This window comes from Flavobacterium xizangense (assembly GCF_054075145.1).
The window spans coordinates 40,141-56,012 of the sequence record NZ_JBSIPG010000010.1; the positions used below are offsets into that span (position 1 = coordinate 40,141).

Sequence of the window (15,872 nt, forward strand, 5' to 3'; positions counted from 1 at the left end):
AGACACAAAGACTCTAAGCTCCTAAGCTATTTTTCACGTACTCTAAAATCGTTGCATCAAAATTTTGTTGATGATTGATAAAAGTGCTTTTTATTGGAAGATAATACAATTGCGAAACCAATTTTGAATTTTTCAATCTTACATAATCTTTTTCGGTTGTAATTATTTTTCTGCCTTTTGCTTTTTCCTGAATCGAATCTAAATCAGTTTCAGAAAAATGATGATGATCCGGAAAAGTTAAGCATTCGTCATTTTCATTTTTAAGATAATCGAAAAATGGTTTGGGTTTTGCAATTCCGGCCAAAAGCAATTTTGATTCTGATTTAATTTGATTTATTTCTATTTTTTCTTCCTTACTATAAATTTCATCATCATAATCTATAAAAGTAAAAAAGCTTTGTTGCGAACAACTTAAATTTAATTTCAATCGAATTTCAGCCTGTTTTTCATCTGATAAATCTCTTGGGCATTTTGTTACGATCACAATTTTTGCTCTGTTTGCCCCGCTCCTGCTTTCGCGTAAATTCCCTGTTGGAAGCATGAAATCATCTGCATATAAATCATCGTAAGAAGTCAATAAAATATAAAAACCGGCTTTTACTTTTCGATGTTGATAGGCATCATCAAGCAAAATAATTTCAGGTGTAATTTGTTGCGAAAGCAATTGTTTTATTCCATTTGTTCTATTGGCATCAACAGCAACCATTACAAATGGAAATTTTTGATAAAACTGAAAAGGTTCATCTCCTAAAATTTCCGCATTGGAATTTTCATCGGCTAAAACAAAACCTTCCGACTTTCTTTTATAACCTCGGCTTAAAGTTGCGATTTGATATTTGTCTGACAATAACCGAATTAAATATTCGATTTGTGGTGTTTTCCCGGTTCCGCCAACACTTAAATTTCCAACAGCAATTACTGGAATATCAAATGAAGTCGATTTCAGAATTCCTTTATCAAATAGAAAATTTCGGATCGAAGTAATGAATCCGTATAAAATGGCAAATGGAAAAAGTATTTTTCGGAGTAAGTTCATTTTACGAAAGTATAATTTTTTTCGTTAATTTGTTTTACGAATTTACTTCAGGTTTCAGGTTTTCCTGACAGCATGAAACTTGACTCGATGCTTCATCCGAACAGGCGAAGCAAACAAATAAAACCTGAAACTTGAAACAAAACTCAAAATGAAAATCAAAAATATAATCTCAGTTCTCGAAGAAATGTCTCCTTTGGCTTATGCGGAAGATTTTGACAATGTTGGGCTTTTAGTTGGAGATGCTGAAACCGAAAGCACAGGTGTTTTGGTTTGCCACGACGCTCTGGAAAATGTAATTGACGAGGCAATTTCAAAAAACTGCAATCTGGTGGTTTGTTTTCACCCAATTCTATTTTCGGGAATCAAAAAAATTACTGGAAAGAATTATGTTGAACGTGCCATTTTAAAAGCAATTAAAAATGATATTGCGATTTATGCCGTTCACACCGCTTTAGATAATCATTCCGCCGGAGTAAATAAAATATTCTGTGATGCCTTAGGTTTAACAAATACCAAAGTTTTAATTCCGAAACAGAATTTTATTCAAAAGCTGGTCACTTATGCCGTTCCAGAAAATGCTCAAAAAGTGCGTCAGGCTTTATTTGATGCTGGCGCAGGAACAATTGGAAATTATGACAATTGTAGTTTTAATTCGGAAGGAATTGGAACTTATAAAGGAAATTCTGAAAGTAATCCTGTTATTGGAGAACGTCATGAATTAACCGAAACTAAGGAAATAAAAATCGAAGTTACATTTGAAAAACATTTACAATCCAGAATTTTAAAAGCACTTTTTGCCAATCATCTATATGAAGAAGTCGCTTATGAAATTTATAATATTGAAAATTCGCATCAAAATATTGGTTTGGGAATGATTGGCGAATTTGAAAATGAAATGGATGAAAAGGAATTTCTTCACTTCGTAAAAAACAAAATGATTGCCGATGGAATCCGCCATTCGGCATTTTTAGGAAAAAAAATCAAAAAAGTGGCTGTTTTGGGAGGTTCAGGAAGCTTTGCCATAAAAAATGCAATTCAGGCTGGAGCCGATGCATTTTTGACCGCCGACCTAAAATACCATCAATTTTATGAGGCTGAAAACCGACTACTTTTAGCAGATATTGGTCATTTTGAGAGCGAACGCTATACAAAAAACTATATTGTTGATTATCTTCGAAAAAAAATCCTTAATTTTGCCATCATTTTATCAGAAGAAAATACAAATCCAGTTAAGTACTTATAGAAACTTATAGAATATGGCGAATACGAAAGAATTAAGTGTTGAGGACAAGTTAAGAGCAATATACGATTTACAGCTTATTGACTCTAGAATTGACGAAATCAGAAACGTGAGAGGAGAACTTCCTTTAGAAGTGGAAGATTTAGAAGATGAAGTTGCAGGTTTAAGCACGCGTTCAGAGAAACTGAAAAGTGAACTTGAAGTGATTGAGGAGCAAATCAAAGCAAAGAAAAATGCTATTGAGGAGCACAAAGAGGTTATCAAAAAATACACAAAACAACAAGAATCAGTTCGTAATAACAGAGAATTTAATTCTTTGACTAAAGAGGTTGAATTTCAAGAATTGGAAATTCAATTAGCTGAAAAGCAAATCAAAGAAATGAAAGCTTCTATCGAGCACAAAAAAGAAGTTATTTCTAATTTAAAAGAAAAACTTGATGCTAAAAGCTCTCATTTAAAACATAAAAAATCTGAATTGGATGCCATCATGGCTGAAACTCAGAAAGAAGAAGCTTTTTTGAGCGAGAAATCAGCTGAATATGCTTCTCAAATCGAGGACCGATTATTAGCTGCTTACAACAGAATCAGAAGCAGTGTTCGTAATGGTTTAGCTGTAGTTTCTATTGAAAGAGGAGCTTCTGCAGGATCTTTCTTTACAATTCCACCACAAACTCAGGTTGAAATTGCTTCAAGAAAGAAAATCATCACTGATGAACACTCTGGAAGAATTTTAGTTGATACTCAATTAGCTGAAGAAGAAAAAGAAAAAATGGAACAATTGTTCGCAAAATTCTAAATATCAAGTCCCGATTAAATCGGGACTTTTTTTTTGCCACAGATTAAAATCATATTTTTTACCTTTAGAAAAAATTTAAGTTTTGGGAATTAAAAAAGGCATTCGCTTCATTACATTAAAATCAGTTGGATCTTATATTAACCTTTTGAGTTATGTACGTCCGCAAAAAGCCGTCGAACTTTCTTATGCACTTTTCAGCCAGCCGAGAATTGGAAGGCTGCAAAAAGAAGAACTACCAAAAGTTTTAAAAAATACAGAAACCGAAATTTTTCATCATAACGAACATCATTTTCAAACCTATATCTGGAAAGGAAATGAAACCAAAATTTTGTTAGTTCACGGCTGGGAAAGCAATGCTTCGCGTTGGAAAAAAACATTACCTCATCTTCAAAAATCAGGAAGCACTATTATTGCAATTGATGCGCCAGCACACGGACAAAGTAGTGGAAAAGAATTCAATGTTCCTCTTTACGCAGAATTTATTAATAAGGCAGTCGAAAAATATCAGCCGGAAATAATTATCGGACATTCGATTGGTGGTGCCGCATCTATATATCATCAGTATTTATTCCCAAATACCAGCATTAATAAAATGGTGATTCTGGGAGCGCCATCAGAATTGAAAACTTTGATTGACAATTATATATCGATGTTGAGTCTGAATACCAAAATGTTTTCGCTCTTGGAAAGCAAATTCCTTGATCGCTTTAATTTTAAATTAGAAGATTTTTCAGGACAAAAATTTGCTTCAGAATTTAATATTCCGGGCTTGATTGCTCATGATGTTTCGGATAAAATTGTTGCTTTTGAAGAAGGAAAAAAAATAGCAAGCAATTGGAAAAACAGTCAATTTATTGAAACAACTGGTTTAGGTCACGGAATGCATGATGATGAATTGTACGATAAGGTGATTGAGTTTTTGTTTGAAGGTTCAAAGTAACAAAGCGACAAAGGAACAGAGGTTTCTCTTTTTTGTCATTCCGAGGAACGAGCAATCTCCGCGAGAAGCTGTACAAAGATCGGCGATTTTAGGAACTGGTTTCTTGCGTGCCCTTCGACTTCGCTCAGGATGACAAACTTTACGCGAAAATATAAAGTTCTAAATCTAAAATTCTAATAATCTAAGAAGTCTAAGTAGCCTAAACAACAATTTTAAAATACTTCAACAACTCCTTCTCTCCTTTTGCAGTCACAATTATTGCTCTGGAATTTTCGGTTTTTCTCAACCAATCTTCATTTTTCATTTTATTGAAAAGCAAAGTTCCGACGGAGCCTGCAATGTGATTTCTTCGTTCGCTCCAATCCAAACAGGGTTTTAGAAATATTCGCTTTTGCTTTTGCGCTTCTTCCAAATTAATTCCAAAATTAGAAAACCATTTTTTCCCTTCGGTGCTAATTTCAAACGCATTATTATTTTCTTTAATAATATTTTGTTCCAATAAACTATCCGTCAAGGCAACGCCAATTTTTCCGGCTAAATGATCATAACAAGTTCTACAAAATTTTATTGGAGGATATTTTTCGGGTTTCTTTTTTGAAGGAATTTTAGGTTTCGGAACCAAACTTGCCATTGCTTCAAGGGCGTACGCGACTTCTTTATTCGAAAATCTATAATATTTATGACGGCCTTGTTTTTCTACACGAAGCAAATCGGCATCGAGAAGTTTTCCTAAATGCATGCTTATGTTTTGTGGTGAAGTATTTGCAGAAATCGCTAATTCTGTAGCAGTAAAAGCTCTTCCATCCATTAAAGTCCATAGAATCGAAGCACGCGTTGGGTCGCCAATTAAAGATGCTGTTTTTATAAATTGATCTTCCATCTAAATTTTCATAGTTAAGTATAGAATGAACTATTGCCTTGTAAAGTTAAATAACTTTGTTAAAAACATTCTACATGAATCCGACTTTATTCCTTCAATCTGATGTCAGCAATCCTTATTTGATCTACAAAACCATGTTGCAAAACAATCCGGTTTATTGGGATGAAACAAATAAAATATGGGCAATATATTCTTATGAAGATTGCATTTCAATTTTAAAAAATTCGAAAGCTGAGATTCCGATTGTAAATGCAAACAACGAACAAAAACTCAATAAAAAGGCTTTAGAAATTTTAAATAATTTGACACGATTATCAAACGGAATTCAGCATGAAATTTCTAAAGAAATTGCAATACTGCTATTTTCAAAGATAAAATCAGTCGATATTAATTCGATTATTTCTCTATTAATAAAAAGTGATTTGACTGAAAATAAAATCGATTGGGTAAATTCGGTTTGCAAAAAATTACCTGTTTTGGTCGTTTTGAGAAGTTTTAATTTTGAAGAAAAGGATTGTGAATTTGTTTTAAACCAAATGGAATCTTTGGTCAAAATAATGCTTCCGCAGAAAACAGAAGAGCAAGTGAAATCTATCAATGAAATTTCAGAAGCGATATTTTTAATTGCAGAAAAACAGCTTTCTTCATTACATTTTTTCGAATCTTTATCATCCAAAATTTCCAACTACAATTCTCTTTCGCTTGACGAAATCAAAACAGTAAGTATTAGTAATTTAATTGGATTATTTATTCAGAGTTTTGATGCCGGAAGAGGGATTTTGAGCAATTCTTTATTGCAAATTCTGAATAATAAAACTTTTCCCAGTAAAATGGAAATTGAAAAATCGGTCAATGAAACTTTGAGGTTTGATCCGCCAATTCATAATACAAGAAGAATTGCGACTGAAGATATTTCCATCGGTGAAAGCCTAATTAAAAAAAATGATTTGATTTTAGTTGTACTTGCATCAGCAAACCATGATCCTGAAAGGTTCAAAAATCCAATTAACTTTGACATTGAAAGAAGCAACAATAACGAAAATCTAACGTTCGGAATTGGTGGACATACGTGCCTTGCCAAATATTTCTCGATTCAGTTAGCCACTGACGCTTTATGGTTTTTATTTGATCACTATAAAACGATAGCGCTTTTAGAAAACAATATTCAATTTGAACCCATGATTAACGCCAGATTACCAAAAACAATCTGGATTTCATTACAATAAAAAATAAAATATGATAGCTGTAATTTTTGAAGTTATTCCGAACGAAGGAAGAAAAGAAGAATATTTAGATATAGCTGCAAATCTAAAACCTGAATTAAACCATATTGATGGATTTATTTCTATAGAAAGATTTCAAAGCTTAGCTGATCCCGGAAAAATTTTGTCTTTGTCGTTTTGGAGAGACGAAAAAAGCATTCAACAATGGCGAAATCTTGAAATGCATCGTCAGGCACAGGCAAAAGGAAGAAATGAAGTTTTTAAAGATTATCATTTACGAATTGCCTCCGTTGTTCGCGATTATGGAATGTTCGAAAGAAATGAAACTCCAGAAGACAGCAAAGAATTTCATTCTTAAGGTTTAAAGTGACAGAGCAACAAAGGGACAAAGGTTTATCTTTTAATACTTAACCCTAATCTTGTCATTCCTCGTTCCTCGGAATGACAAGATTGCGGGAAGTCTAAAATCTAAAATTCTAAGAAGTCTAAACTTTTGCCTACTTTTGCAGTATGGAAGAAAATTTAAAACGTCTTAATAAATTTATTGCCGAAACGGGATTCTGTTCCCGTCGTGAAGCCGATAAACTTATCGAAGAAGGACGTGTGACAATAAATGGCGTTGTGCCAGAAATGGGAACCAAAGTTTCGCCAAATGATGAAATACGTGTAGACGGAAAATTAATCGTGGAGAAGCACGAAAAAATGATTTATTTGGCATTTAATAAGCCTGTCGGAATTGAATGTACAACCAATTTAGAAGTTCGAAATAATATTGTTGATTATATTAATTACCCAAAACGTATTTTCCCGATTGGAAGATTGGACAAAGCGAGTGAAGGATTAATTTTTATGACGAATGATGGTGATATTGTCAACAAGATTTTGCGTGCCCGAAATAATCACGAAAAAGAATATACTGTAACGGTAAATAAGCCAATTACAGATCGTTTTATTCAGAGAATGGGAAATGGAGTTCCGATTTTGGATACGGTAACTAAAAAATGTAAAGTTGAGCAAATCAGCAAGTATACTTTCAAAATTATTCTGACTCAAGGTTTAAACCGCCAGATTCGAAGAATGTCTGAATATTTGGGTTATGAAGTTACGGCGTTGAAACGTATCAGAATTATCAATATTTCGCTAGACGTTCCAGTTGGCCGTTATCGCGATTTGACGGATGCTGAAATTAAAGAATTAAATCAGTTGATTGAGCCTTCGAGCAAAACAGAGGAAGCTAGTTTACCTAAAGTTGAAAGTCCGAAACCAGCTTCAAATCGAAGAACAACATTTATCTCAAAACACGATCCGAGATTTAAGAAAAGAGGAGACAATTAAATTGCACACATAAAAAAGTCCGAACCGTAAAACAGTCCGGACTTTTTAATTTTTATTTTTTCTCTGTCAGAAAATCGTAATACAATGCTTTAGATAAAAAAGTAGAATTTTGGTAAAAATCGATCAATTCTTCTTTTTGTATTTCAGTTTTGCCTCCATCTAAATTATTTTTTTGAAAATATTCTCTACGAGCATCATCATTAAAATCCAAACTGCTTAAAAATTGTGGCGTTACTCCTTTATTTACTGAAATATTATAATTTGTAATTAGATTTCCCCAATTTACATAACTGCATAAAAGAACCGTTCCGTAAAAATACCAAACCATTTGATTGACCAAATAAGCATTTGTTTTCTGTTTTGCGATTTTCAAAAAAGTATAAACTAAACCAATAATCGCTAAAATTAGAAAAGCATAAACTCCCAAACGTTTATAGGTTAATCCAAAAAATGAAACATATTCAGCATTTTTGACAAAGGTACTTATAATCAAAACTCCATTTAGAAAAATCCAGATCTTAGAAAGTGTTTTAAGAAGAGTTGCTTTTTTGTCAAAATTGAATCCACCTTTGAAATAAAACATAATTACGCCAACTGCCATTAGAATTGAAAGGATAACAGAATTTACTCTTTCATGTGTATCAGCACTCAATTTAGAAGCCTGTGTCGTAACTACTTCAAAAAACTGTTCGTAATTGTAAGTTGCAATAAAAACCAAAAGCATCAAATTTAAAAGTACCAAAGTAATTACACCACTTTTTCTTTCGAAATCTAAATCTAGAAATGAAAATGTATTCTGGTTTTTGACTTCGGCAATATTTTTAAATTCATTATCAAGAAGCTCATTTTTTTCATAACAAACTTCAGGAACCCAATAATTCCAAAAACTAAATGAAATATAAAAACCTGCAATACTCAGCAACAAAAACTGTGGCATATCAATATCTAATTGATAATCTGTAAAAAGAGAAGAAAAGTGTTCGCTTCCAAAAGAATAAACAACGAAAAACAATCCTAGAAAAATAGCTGGAATTAAAACAAAAGCAACCAACTTTTTAGCAAAATTATTATGAATTTGCTTTTCTGGAAGCCATTGTTTGAAAATCCAGATGCGCCCTAAAGAAGTTATTCCGTTTAAGATTATCAATGGAAAAACCTGAACGATTTTTAATTTATTATCCTGAGTTTTGAACTGCAGAAACAAAATCGAAATTGCCATTGCAAAGAAAGAAGCGGCGTCTCCGTACCATCCAAAAGCCAAACAAGACAAGACCGATGTTATGATCAATATTAAATGTGTTCTTTCGGTAAATTTATCCTGAAAGAAATAGCAAATAAATCCCGTTAATACAAGTCCAAAAATAGACCAGTTAAGTCCTGGATCTTCTCTGTAAAAAAGCAGTAAAAAGATAAAACTGCAAACTAAAATAATGTGATGTTTTTTCATGGTTGTTTAATTAAAAGTACTTTGCGTTTCAAAGTTATTAGACAAAAAAATATAGTTATTAAGATTTCATTAATTTTTCAAGATAAGAAAGATGCTCTTTAAAAGCCACACGTCCTAAAGCAGTTACCTGATAGGAAGTTCGTGGCTTTTTTCCAACAAATTCCTTTTTAACTTCAATATATTCTGATTTTTCAAGCGCTGAGGCATGACTTGCTAAATTACCATCGGTGATATTCAAAAGAGTTTTCATCTCGGTAAAGTCTACCCAGTCGTTAACCATCAAAACGGACATAATACCCAGTCTGACACGGCTTTCAAAATCTTTATTTAGTTTATCAATAATTCCCATTGGGTTATTTGTATTTTTTGAACATCACTAATCCGTATATAATATGCAGGATTCCAAATCCAATGATCCAAAATATCAAACCATAACCTATATAAAAAAGCGAAATACCTCCTAAAATAAGCTCCAAAAAGCCCAAATATTTTATATCTGAAAATGTATATTTCTCGGCATTTATAACTGCAAGACCGTAAAATATTAAAGTCGATGGCGCCACTAACCCATAATATCCGTGATAAATTAAAGCCAAACAAAAAAGACCTCCTGACACTAATGGAACAGCAAGATTAAACAACATATTTTTTGTTGCCGATGTCCAAATTGGCAAATTGTATTTTTGGGATTTTCTGATTGTGAAAAAGGCCCCAAATACAAATGCACAAACTAAAATTACAACTCCTGTCAGGAATAAATGAGAAACCAAATCTCCAGATAATAAGATATGATCATCAGTAAAATACTCAATACCATTTACCTTAAACAACTGATATACATATAAACCGCCGATTAAGGCCGAAAGCCCAGCAAAGACTCCCGAAAGTCCGCTTAATGATATAAATCGTGAAGAACGTTCCATCATGGAACGAATATGTGCTAAATCTTCTTGGTGTTTCTGATTCATAATAAAAGTACTTTGCATTACAAAGTTATTATTTATTTTGGATTGACAAATAAAAAAATGCATTTTATTTTATCTATATTAAAACTTATGTCTTTAAATGTTGCTAATGTATTATTTAAACAAGATTTTTTATTAACGTAAAGCTGCGTGAGGGATAGGAGCTGGCTACCGAAGTAGCGCGGATAGCCCGACCGTCTCGTTGCAAAAGGGCGCATAACCATAAAGCATATTTGCCCTTTTGCAACGAGACGGTCACGCCCAAAGCATATAAAACGAAAAAAGCCTATTCGCATAATGAACAGGCTTTTGTTGTTGTGAATTTTTAATTTAAAACCATCTTCTTCTTTTGAATAAAAAGACTCCGAAAGTTGATAAGATGATGGAGACTAAAAGTAGAATCCAGATTCCGTATTTGCTTTCTTCTAGACCGTTTGGTACGTTCATTCCGTACAAACTGGCAATTAGAGTTGGAATCATTAAGATAATCGAAATTGAAGTCATCTGCTTCATAATGTTGTTCATATTATTTGAAATCACCGAGGCATAAGCATCCATCATTCCGGTCAAGATATTGCTATAAATATTTGCCGTGTCTTGTGCCTGACTTAATTCAATTTCAACATCTTCTAACAAATCTAAATCGTACTCTGCTTTGTGTGCTTTTAGATTTTTAATTCGTTGAAATAAAACATCATTTGCTTTTAGAGAGGTAATAAAGAAAACCAAACATTTTTCAATTTGAAGCAATGCCTGCAGTTCTTCATTTTTAATAGATTTCTCTAAATTATCCTCGGCCAGTTTTATTTTTTGATTTACTTGTTTCAAATATTTTAGATACCAAACACTCGATGACAAAAGCAATCTCAAAACCCAGTCAAAATTGTTTTTTACCTGAATGCATTTGCGTCGTGAATACAACATAAAATCATATATAACCTCTGTTTTGTAAAAAGTAATTGTTACACAGATATCATCTTTGAAAATCACCCCCATCGGAATGGTTTGAAAAGGAAGTTTAACATCGTTGCTTTTTATAGGAACACGCATGATAATAAGTGTCCACCCGTCTTCGACTTCTATACGAGGTCTTTCATCAATATCCTCAATATCATTATAAAATGCTTCAGGAATTTGAAGTTCTTCTAATAAGTATTTTTTTTCTGTTTCTGTAGGATCCTCGATACTTATCCAGCAATTTGGAATCCATTTTGGTATTTCTAATAATCCGTTGTCGTTTGTGTAAAAGGCTTTCATTTCAAAATACAGGTTTTTATCGCAGCATTTTGAAATTTCAAAAGCTGCTTTTAATTAAATACTAACGAATAATAATCGTCCATTTGGAGAAGTGTTTTTTTTTAAGTGGTGCAAAAATATCCTTTATTTTTAAGAACCGAAACTTTAAATTATTAATTAAATATTAAAATGGATCTTTGCGCAGATTTTAAAAACATAGAAACATCAATTTTGCAACTGTAAAAAGGCGTTTCACTTTATTTAAATAAACATAGCTGGAATCCGAGTAAACTATCTGAAAGAAATTTGTTTCTCTTTTGCATTCTTTTTTGAAAATTAAATTCTATGTTTCTATGTGTTTAAAAAATTAATACAATAAAAAAGCCTGTTCAATATAGAACAGGCTTTATAATATATTTTTAGGCAATTTTATTTATTTCTTGCGCTTCGCATTTTACGAGCTAAAAGCGTATTTTTAAGCAACATTGCAATTGTCATTGGCCCTACTCCACCTGGAACCGGCGTAATAAATGATGCTTTTTTACTTACACCATCAAAATCAACATCTCCTTTGATTACATAACCTTTTGGATTTGATGCATCTTCGACGCGAGTGATTCCGACGTCGATAATTGTTACTCCATCTTTTACCATATCCGCTTTTAAAAATTCAGGAACACCTAAAGCAGTAATAATAATATCAGCATTTTTAGTATATTCTTCTAAGTTTTTAGTACGACTGTGAGTCAACGTAACTGTAGAATCTCCTGGATTTCCTTTACGACTCATTAAAATACTCATTGGACGTCCAACGATATGGCTTCTTCCAATTACAACGGTATGTTTTCCTGCAGTTTCAACTTTATAACGTTCTAACAATTCCATAATTCCGAATGGTGTTGCTGGAATGAAACTTTCCATTTCAAGCGCCATTCTACCAAAGTTCGTTGGATGAAATCCGTCTACGTCTTTATCTGGATCAATTGCTAATAAGATTTTCTGCTCGTCGATATGTTTAGGCAAAGGCAACTGAACGATATAGCCATCTAGATTATCATCTTCGTTCAACTCTTTAATTTTAGCAAGCAATTCTTCCTCGGTAATTGTTTCCGGCAGACTTACTAAAGTTGAATCAAATCCGATTTCCTGACATGATTTTACTTTACTTCCTACATAAGTTAAACTTGCTCCATTGTTACCAACCAAAACCGCAGCTAAATGAGGTACTTTTCCTCCTGCATCTTTTATAGATTGAACTTCGATTGCAATTTCGTTTTTAATGTCGTTGGATGTTTTTTTACCGTCTAGTAGTTGCATTTGTTTTTGTTTCAGGTTTAATTTGTTTCAGGTTTCAAGTTTCATGTTACATGTCACAATGAAACTATATTTATTAATCGAAAAAAGTTTCAAATTTCAGTCTCTAACTTGAAACCTGAAACTTGAAACTTTTAATTTTATTATCTTGGCATTCCTCCTGGCATTCCTTTCATGCCTCCCATCATTTTCATAAGGTTTTTTCCGCCCGGACCTTGCATCATCTTCATCATCTTGCTCATTTGGTCAAACTGCTTCATTAACTGATTTACTTGCTCGACTTTAGTTCCCGAACCTTTAGCAATTCTGGCTTTTCTTTTTACGTCGATAATGGCCGGCTTACTTCTTTCTCCTGGCGTCATCGAGTGAATGATTGCTTCAATATGTTTGAAAGCATCATCTTCGATTTCTACATCTTTCATGGCTTTTGAAGCACCTGGTATCATTCCAACCAAATCTTTCATGTTACCCATTTTTTTCACTTGTTGAATTTGCGTTAAGAAGTCATCAAAACCAAATTCGTTTTTAGCGATTTTCTTTTGAAGTTTTCTTGCTTCTTCTTCGTCAAATTGTTCCTGAGCTCTTTCAACAAGAGACACAACGTCTCCCATTCCTAAGATACGCTCTGCCATACGTTCTGGATAGAAAACATCAATTGCTTCCATTTTTTCTCCAGTACCAACAAATTTGATTGGTTTGTTTACAATCGATTTGATTGAAAGTGCAGCTCCACCACGAGTATCACCATCTAATTTCGTTAAAATAACTCCATCAAAATTTAAGATATCGTTGAAAGCTTTTGCTGTGTTTACAGCATCTTGTCCTGTCATAGAGTCTACGACAAACAATGTTTCTTGTGGCTGAATTGCTTTGTGAACACGTGCAATTTCGTCCATCATTTCCTGATCTACTGCTAGACGACCTGCTGTATCGACGATAACTACATTGAAACCGTTTGCTTTTGCATGTTTGATTGCGTTTTGAGCAATTTCAACAGGATTTTTGTTTTCTGGTTCTGAGTAAACCTCAACACCTATTTGATCTCCCACAACATGAAGCTGATTGATCGCCGCAGGACGGTAGATATCACAAGCTACAAGAAGTGGTTTTTTATTTTTCTTAGTCTTTAAAAAGTTGGCTAATTTTCCTGAGAAAGTAGTTTTACCAGAACCTTGAAGTCCTGACATCAAAATAACAGTTGGATTTCCTGATAAGTTAACACCAGCAACATCTCCACCCATTAATTCCGTCAACTCATCTTTTACCAGTTTTACTAATAATTGTCCTGGTTGTAAGGTTGTAAGTACGTCCTGACCAATTGCTTTGTCTTTTACTCTAGCTGTAAAATCTTTAGCAATTTTAAAGTTAACATCGGCATCAAGTAATGCACGACGAACTTCTTTTAAAGTATCGGCAACGTTTACTTCTGTAATTTTACCGTGTCCTTTTAATATATGGAACGCTTTATCTAACTTATCGCTTAAATTATCAAACATATTATTTTCTTTATTTGAAGTGCAAAGATAATCTAATTAGATATTTCAGGCAATTTTTATTTAACTGCATTTAACCGCAAAGTACGCGAAGTATTATGCAAAGCACGCAACGTTTTTTGTTTCTCGCAGATTTTGCAGATCAAACAGATTATTTTTAGATTGAGTATAAAAAAATCGCTTATATCTGCAAAATCTGCGAGAGAAAAAAAGGCGCAAAGAATAAAACCTTTGCGCCTTTGTTACTTTGTTACTTTGCTACTTTGTTACTTTGAACCTTATATCTAAAATTGGAAGTATATAAAAGGTTGCGAACCCGCTACTGCTGTTGCGTAAACAATCCAGTAAACGAATCCCAGAATTATTGCTTTTACCACGATCGGTGTTTTATCAAAAACAGATTTCATTGCATTGGTGAAAGATTCTGGTAAGAAATGCCAAACATAACCGAATAACATTAATCCGAATACATTTTTATAACCTATTACAATTGTTTTCCAAAGTTCTGGCTCGAAAGTCAACTGTCCAATAGTATTAATTACCTGCAAGGCTGTTTCAAAATCTCTTGCACGGAAAAAGATCCAGCAGAAAACCACAAAATGAAATGTAATTACGATGGAGAAAAATCGCCAAAGGAAATTTGGGCTTTTATCTTTTTTGGATGGAAAAATCTCCACGAAAATCTTATGAATTGCCAAAGCCAATCCGTGTAAAGCTCCCCAAACAATAAACTGTGCTCCTGCTCCGTGCCACAATCCGCCCAAAAGCATTGTGGTAAATAAATTTAAATTGGTCACCAAAGTTTGTTTCTTTTTGCTGGAAAGCAGAAAAGACAAACAAAAAAGCAATATTGAAACTGACGCAACAATTAGCGGAATTATACTGGTATTGTAACTTGTAATTCCCCAAAGCAATAATCCGAAGAAAAATAAACTCGGGAATAAATATCCGGCGAAAGAACCTTCACGGTTTCCTCCCATCGAAATATATAAAAAGTCTTTTAACCAAGTTGACAATGAAATATGCCATCTTCTCCAAAAATCAGTTATCGAAGTTGATTTATAAGGCGTTCTGAAGTTGACCGGTAATTTGAATCCAAGCAATAAAGCAATTCCGATTGCCATATCTGAATATCCAGAGAAATCACAATAAATCTGGATTGCATATCCATAAGATGCCATTAAATTCTCGAAAGAAGTATAACTCAAAGGCGTATCAAAAACACGATCAACAAAGTTTACAGAAATATAATTCGAAATTACCGTTTTCTTAATCAATCCACCAATAATCAAAAACAAAGCGTTATTTACATCTTGTCTCGAAAGATTTAATTTTTGATAAATCTGCGGAAGAAAATCTTTTGCGCGTACAATTGGACCAGCAACTAACTGCGGGAAAAACGAAACGAAAAATAAATATTCGATGTAGTTTTTAGTTGGCTTAATTTCTTCGCGGTAAATTTCAATAATATAACTCATCGACTGGAAAGTATAAAACGAAATTCCGACAGGAAGAAAAATATCATGAAGCTGATAATTGCCATGAAACATATCATTGAATGTCACAATCATGAAATTCATGTACTTGAAGTACCCTAATAATCCCAAATTCAAGATTACACTTATTACAAGATATATTTTCTTAGAACTTTCTTTTGTTGCTCTATAAATAATCTGGCTTAATCCATAATCTACAACTGAGGAAAGTAGTAAAAGCAAAAAGTAAACACCGCTTGACTTGTAATAAAAGAAAAGTGAGAACAGAATAACATAAGTTAATCTCAAATAAAATGTTTTGCGCAGAAAAGCATAAACAAAATAAAAAACCAGAAATAATCCGAGGAATAAACCGGTATTAAATAATAATTTTTCGTCTGGATTGTAAATAAACCAGCTTTTAACTTGTTCTATTGTAATTGCACCAAAATTTTGGATGAACCAATCATTAATGCTATCTATTGTTATCAA

Annotated in this window: 15 protein-coding genes; 6 read left to right on the top strand and 9 right to left on the bottom strand. The window is 33.0% G+C overall.

What is annotated here, in order from left to right:
- Positions 1-13: 13 nt before the first annotated feature.
- Positions 14-1,036 (bottom strand): tetraacyldisaccharide 4'-kinase, encoded by a 1,023-nt coding sequence (lpxK, locus tag ACWA1B_RS18095; RefSeq protein ID WP_456909324.1) that lies wholly within the window; start codon positions 1,034-1,036, stop codon positions 14-16.
- Positions 1,037-1,184: 148 nt separating this feature from the next.
- Here lpxK and ACWA1B_RS18100 point away from each other — a divergent pair, with 148 nt between their 5' ends.
- The 3 genes from ACWA1B_RS18100 to ACWA1B_RS18110 all read left to right on the top strand — a co-directional run bounded on the left by ACWA1B_RS18100 (position 1,185) and on the right by ACWA1B_RS18110 (position 4,012).
- Positions 1,185-2,279, top strand: a complete 1,095-nt coding sequence (locus ACWA1B_RS18100) for a Nif3-like dinuclear metal center hexameric protein (protein WP_456909326.1) — start codon at positions 1,185-1,187, stop codon at positions 2,277-2,279.
- Between the two features lie 13 nt (positions 2,280-2,292).
- A complete protein-coding gene (locus ACWA1B_RS18105; protein WP_035650170.1) occupies positions 2,293-3,072 on the top strand; it encodes a zinc ribbon domain-containing protein in 780 nt (259 codons plus the stop codon).
- An 82-nt stretch (positions 3,073-3,154) separates the two neighbouring features.
- On the top strand, positions 3,155-4,012 hold the full coding sequence (locus tag ACWA1B_RS18110; protein WP_035650171.1) for an alpha/beta fold hydrolase: 858 nt from the start codon (positions 3,155-3,157) through the stop codon (positions 4,010-4,012).
- A gap of 199 nt (positions 4,013-4,211) precedes the next feature.
- Here the strand turns inward: ACWA1B_RS18110 and ACWA1B_RS18115 are convergent, their stop codons facing one another.
- Positions 4,212-4,892, bottom strand: coding sequence for an ArsR/SmtB family transcription factor (locus ACWA1B_RS18115; protein ID WP_456909329.1), 681 nt, complete (start codon positions 4,890-4,892; stop codon positions 4,212-4,214).
- 74 nt (positions 4,893-4,966) lie between these two features.
- Here ACWA1B_RS18115 and ACWA1B_RS18120 point away from each other — a divergent pair, with 74 nt between their 5' ends.
- The 3 genes from ACWA1B_RS18120 (at position 4,967) to rluF (ending at position 7,450) form a co-directional block, all read left to right on the top strand.
- Positions 4,967-6,118, top strand: a complete 1,152-nt coding sequence (locus ACWA1B_RS18120) for a cytochrome P450 (RefSeq protein ID WP_456909331.1) — start codon at positions 4,967-4,969, stop codon at positions 6,116-6,118.
- 10 nt (positions 6,119-6,128) lie between these two features.
- Positions 6,129-6,473, top strand: a complete 345-nt coding sequence (locus tag ACWA1B_RS18125; RefSeq protein WP_456909333.1) for an antibiotic biosynthesis monooxygenase family protein — start codon at positions 6,129-6,131, stop codon at positions 6,471-6,473.
- A 152-nt stretch (positions 6,474-6,625) separates the two neighbouring features.
- On the top strand, positions 6,626-7,450 hold the full coding sequence (rluF, locus tag ACWA1B_RS18130; RefSeq protein WP_456909335.1) for a 23S rRNA pseudouridine(2604) synthase RluF: 825 nt from the start codon (positions 6,626-6,628) through the stop codon (positions 7,448-7,450).
- Between the two features lie 52 nt (positions 7,451-7,502).
- Here the strand turns inward: rluF and ACWA1B_RS18135 are convergent, their stop codons facing one another.
- The 7 genes from ACWA1B_RS18135 to ACWA1B_RS18165 all read right to left on the bottom strand — a co-directional run bounded on the left by ACWA1B_RS18135 (position 7,503) and on the right by ACWA1B_RS18165 (position 15,872).
- Positions 7,503-8,897: a DUF4153 domain-containing protein gene (locus ACWA1B_RS18135; RefSeq protein WP_456909337.1), complete on the bottom strand. Its 1,395-nt coding sequence runs from the start codon at positions 8,895-8,897 to the stop codon at positions 7,503-7,505.
- A 58-nt stretch (positions 8,898-8,955) separates the two neighbouring features.
- Positions 8,956-9,246, bottom strand: coding sequence for a winged helix-turn-helix domain-containing protein (locus ACWA1B_RS18140; protein WP_456909339.1), 291 nt, complete (start codon positions 9,244-9,246; stop codon positions 8,956-8,958).
- Positions 9,247-9,250: 4 nt separating this feature from the next.
- Positions 9,251-9,865 carry a hypothetical protein gene (locus ACWA1B_RS18145; RefSeq protein ID WP_456909341.1) on the bottom strand — a complete coding sequence of 205 codons (615 nt, stop codon included), beginning with the start codon at positions 9,863-9,865 and terminating at the stop codon, positions 9,251-9,253.
- Between the two features lie 327 nt (positions 9,866-10,192).
- A complete protein-coding gene (locus ACWA1B_RS18150; protein ID WP_456909343.1) occupies positions 10,193-11,119 on the bottom strand; it encodes a magnesium transporter CorA family protein in 927 nt (308 codons plus the stop codon).
- A gap of 408 nt (positions 11,120-11,527) precedes the next feature.
- On the bottom strand, positions 11,528-12,415 hold the full coding sequence (locus ACWA1B_RS18155; RefSeq protein WP_456909345.1) for a bifunctional 5,10-methylenetetrahydrofolate dehydrogenase/5,10-methenyltetrahydrofolate cyclohydrolase: 888 nt from the start codon (positions 12,413-12,415) through the stop codon (positions 11,528-11,530).
- A gap of 140 nt (positions 12,416-12,555) precedes the next feature.
- Positions 12,556-13,908 carry a signal recognition particle protein gene (gene ffh, locus ACWA1B_RS18160; RefSeq protein ID WP_035650191.1) on the bottom strand — a complete coding sequence of 451 codons (1,353 nt, stop codon included), beginning with the start codon at positions 13,906-13,908 and terminating at the stop codon, positions 12,556-12,558.
- 281 nt (positions 13,909-14,189) lie between these two features.
- Positions 14,190-15,872 (bottom strand): MBOAT family O-acyltransferase, encoded by a 1,683-nt coding sequence (locus tag ACWA1B_RS18165; protein ID WP_456909347.1) that lies wholly within the window; start codon positions 15,870-15,872, stop codon positions 14,190-14,192.

What these genes read in the sequence shown, in the direction of transcription:
- lpxK (WP_456909324.1), bottom strand. Translation starts at nt 1,036, where the DNA reads ATGAACTTACTCCGAAAAATACTTTTTCCATTTGCCATTTTATACGGA.
- ACWA1B_RS18100 (WP_456909326.1), top strand. Translation starts at nt 1,185, where the DNA reads ATGAAAATCAAAAATATAATCTCAGTTCTCGAAGAAATGTCTCCTTTG.
- ACWA1B_RS18105 (WP_035650170.1), top strand. Translation starts at nt 2,293, where the DNA reads ATGGCGAATACGAAAGAATTAAGTGTTGAGGACAAGTTAAGAGCAATA.
- ACWA1B_RS18115 (WP_456909329.1), bottom strand. Translation starts at nt 4,892, where the DNA reads ATGGAAGATCAATTTATAAAAACAGCATCTTTAATTGGCGACCCAACG.
- ACWA1B_RS18120 (WP_456909331.1), top strand. Translation starts at nt 4,967, where the DNA reads ATGAATCCGACTTTATTCCTTCAATCTGATGTCAGCAATCCTTATTTG.
- ACWA1B_RS18125 (WP_456909333.1), top strand. Translation starts at nt 6,129, where the DNA reads ATGATAGCTGTAATTTTTGAAGTTATTCCGAACGAAGGAAGAAAAGAA.
- rluF (WP_456909335.1), top strand. Translation starts at nt 6,626, where the DNA reads ATGGAAGAAAATTTAAAACGTCTTAATAAATTTATTGCCGAAACGGGA.
- ACWA1B_RS18135 (WP_456909337.1), bottom strand. Translation starts at nt 8,897, where the DNA reads ATGAAAAAACATCACATTATTTTAGTTTGCAGTTTTATCTTTTTACTG.
- ACWA1B_RS18140 (WP_456909339.1), bottom strand. Translation starts at nt 9,246, where the DNA reads ATGGGAATTATTGATAAACTAAATAAAGATTTTGAAAGCCGTGTCAGA.
- ACWA1B_RS18145 (WP_456909341.1), bottom strand. Translation starts at nt 9,865, where the DNA reads ATGAATCAGAAACACCAAGAAGATTTAGCACATATTCGTTCCATGATG.
- ACWA1B_RS18150 (WP_456909343.1), bottom strand. Translation starts at nt 11,119, where the DNA reads ATGAAAGCCTTTTACACAAACGACAACGGATTATTAGAAATACCAAAA.
- ACWA1B_RS18155 (WP_456909345.1), bottom strand. Translation starts at nt 12,415, where the DNA reads ATGCAACTACTAGACGGTAAAAAAACATCCAACGACATTAAAAACGAA.
- ffh (WP_035650191.1), bottom strand. Translation starts at nt 13,908, where the DNA reads ATGTTTGATAATTTAAGCGATAAGTTAGATAAAGCGTTCCATATATTA.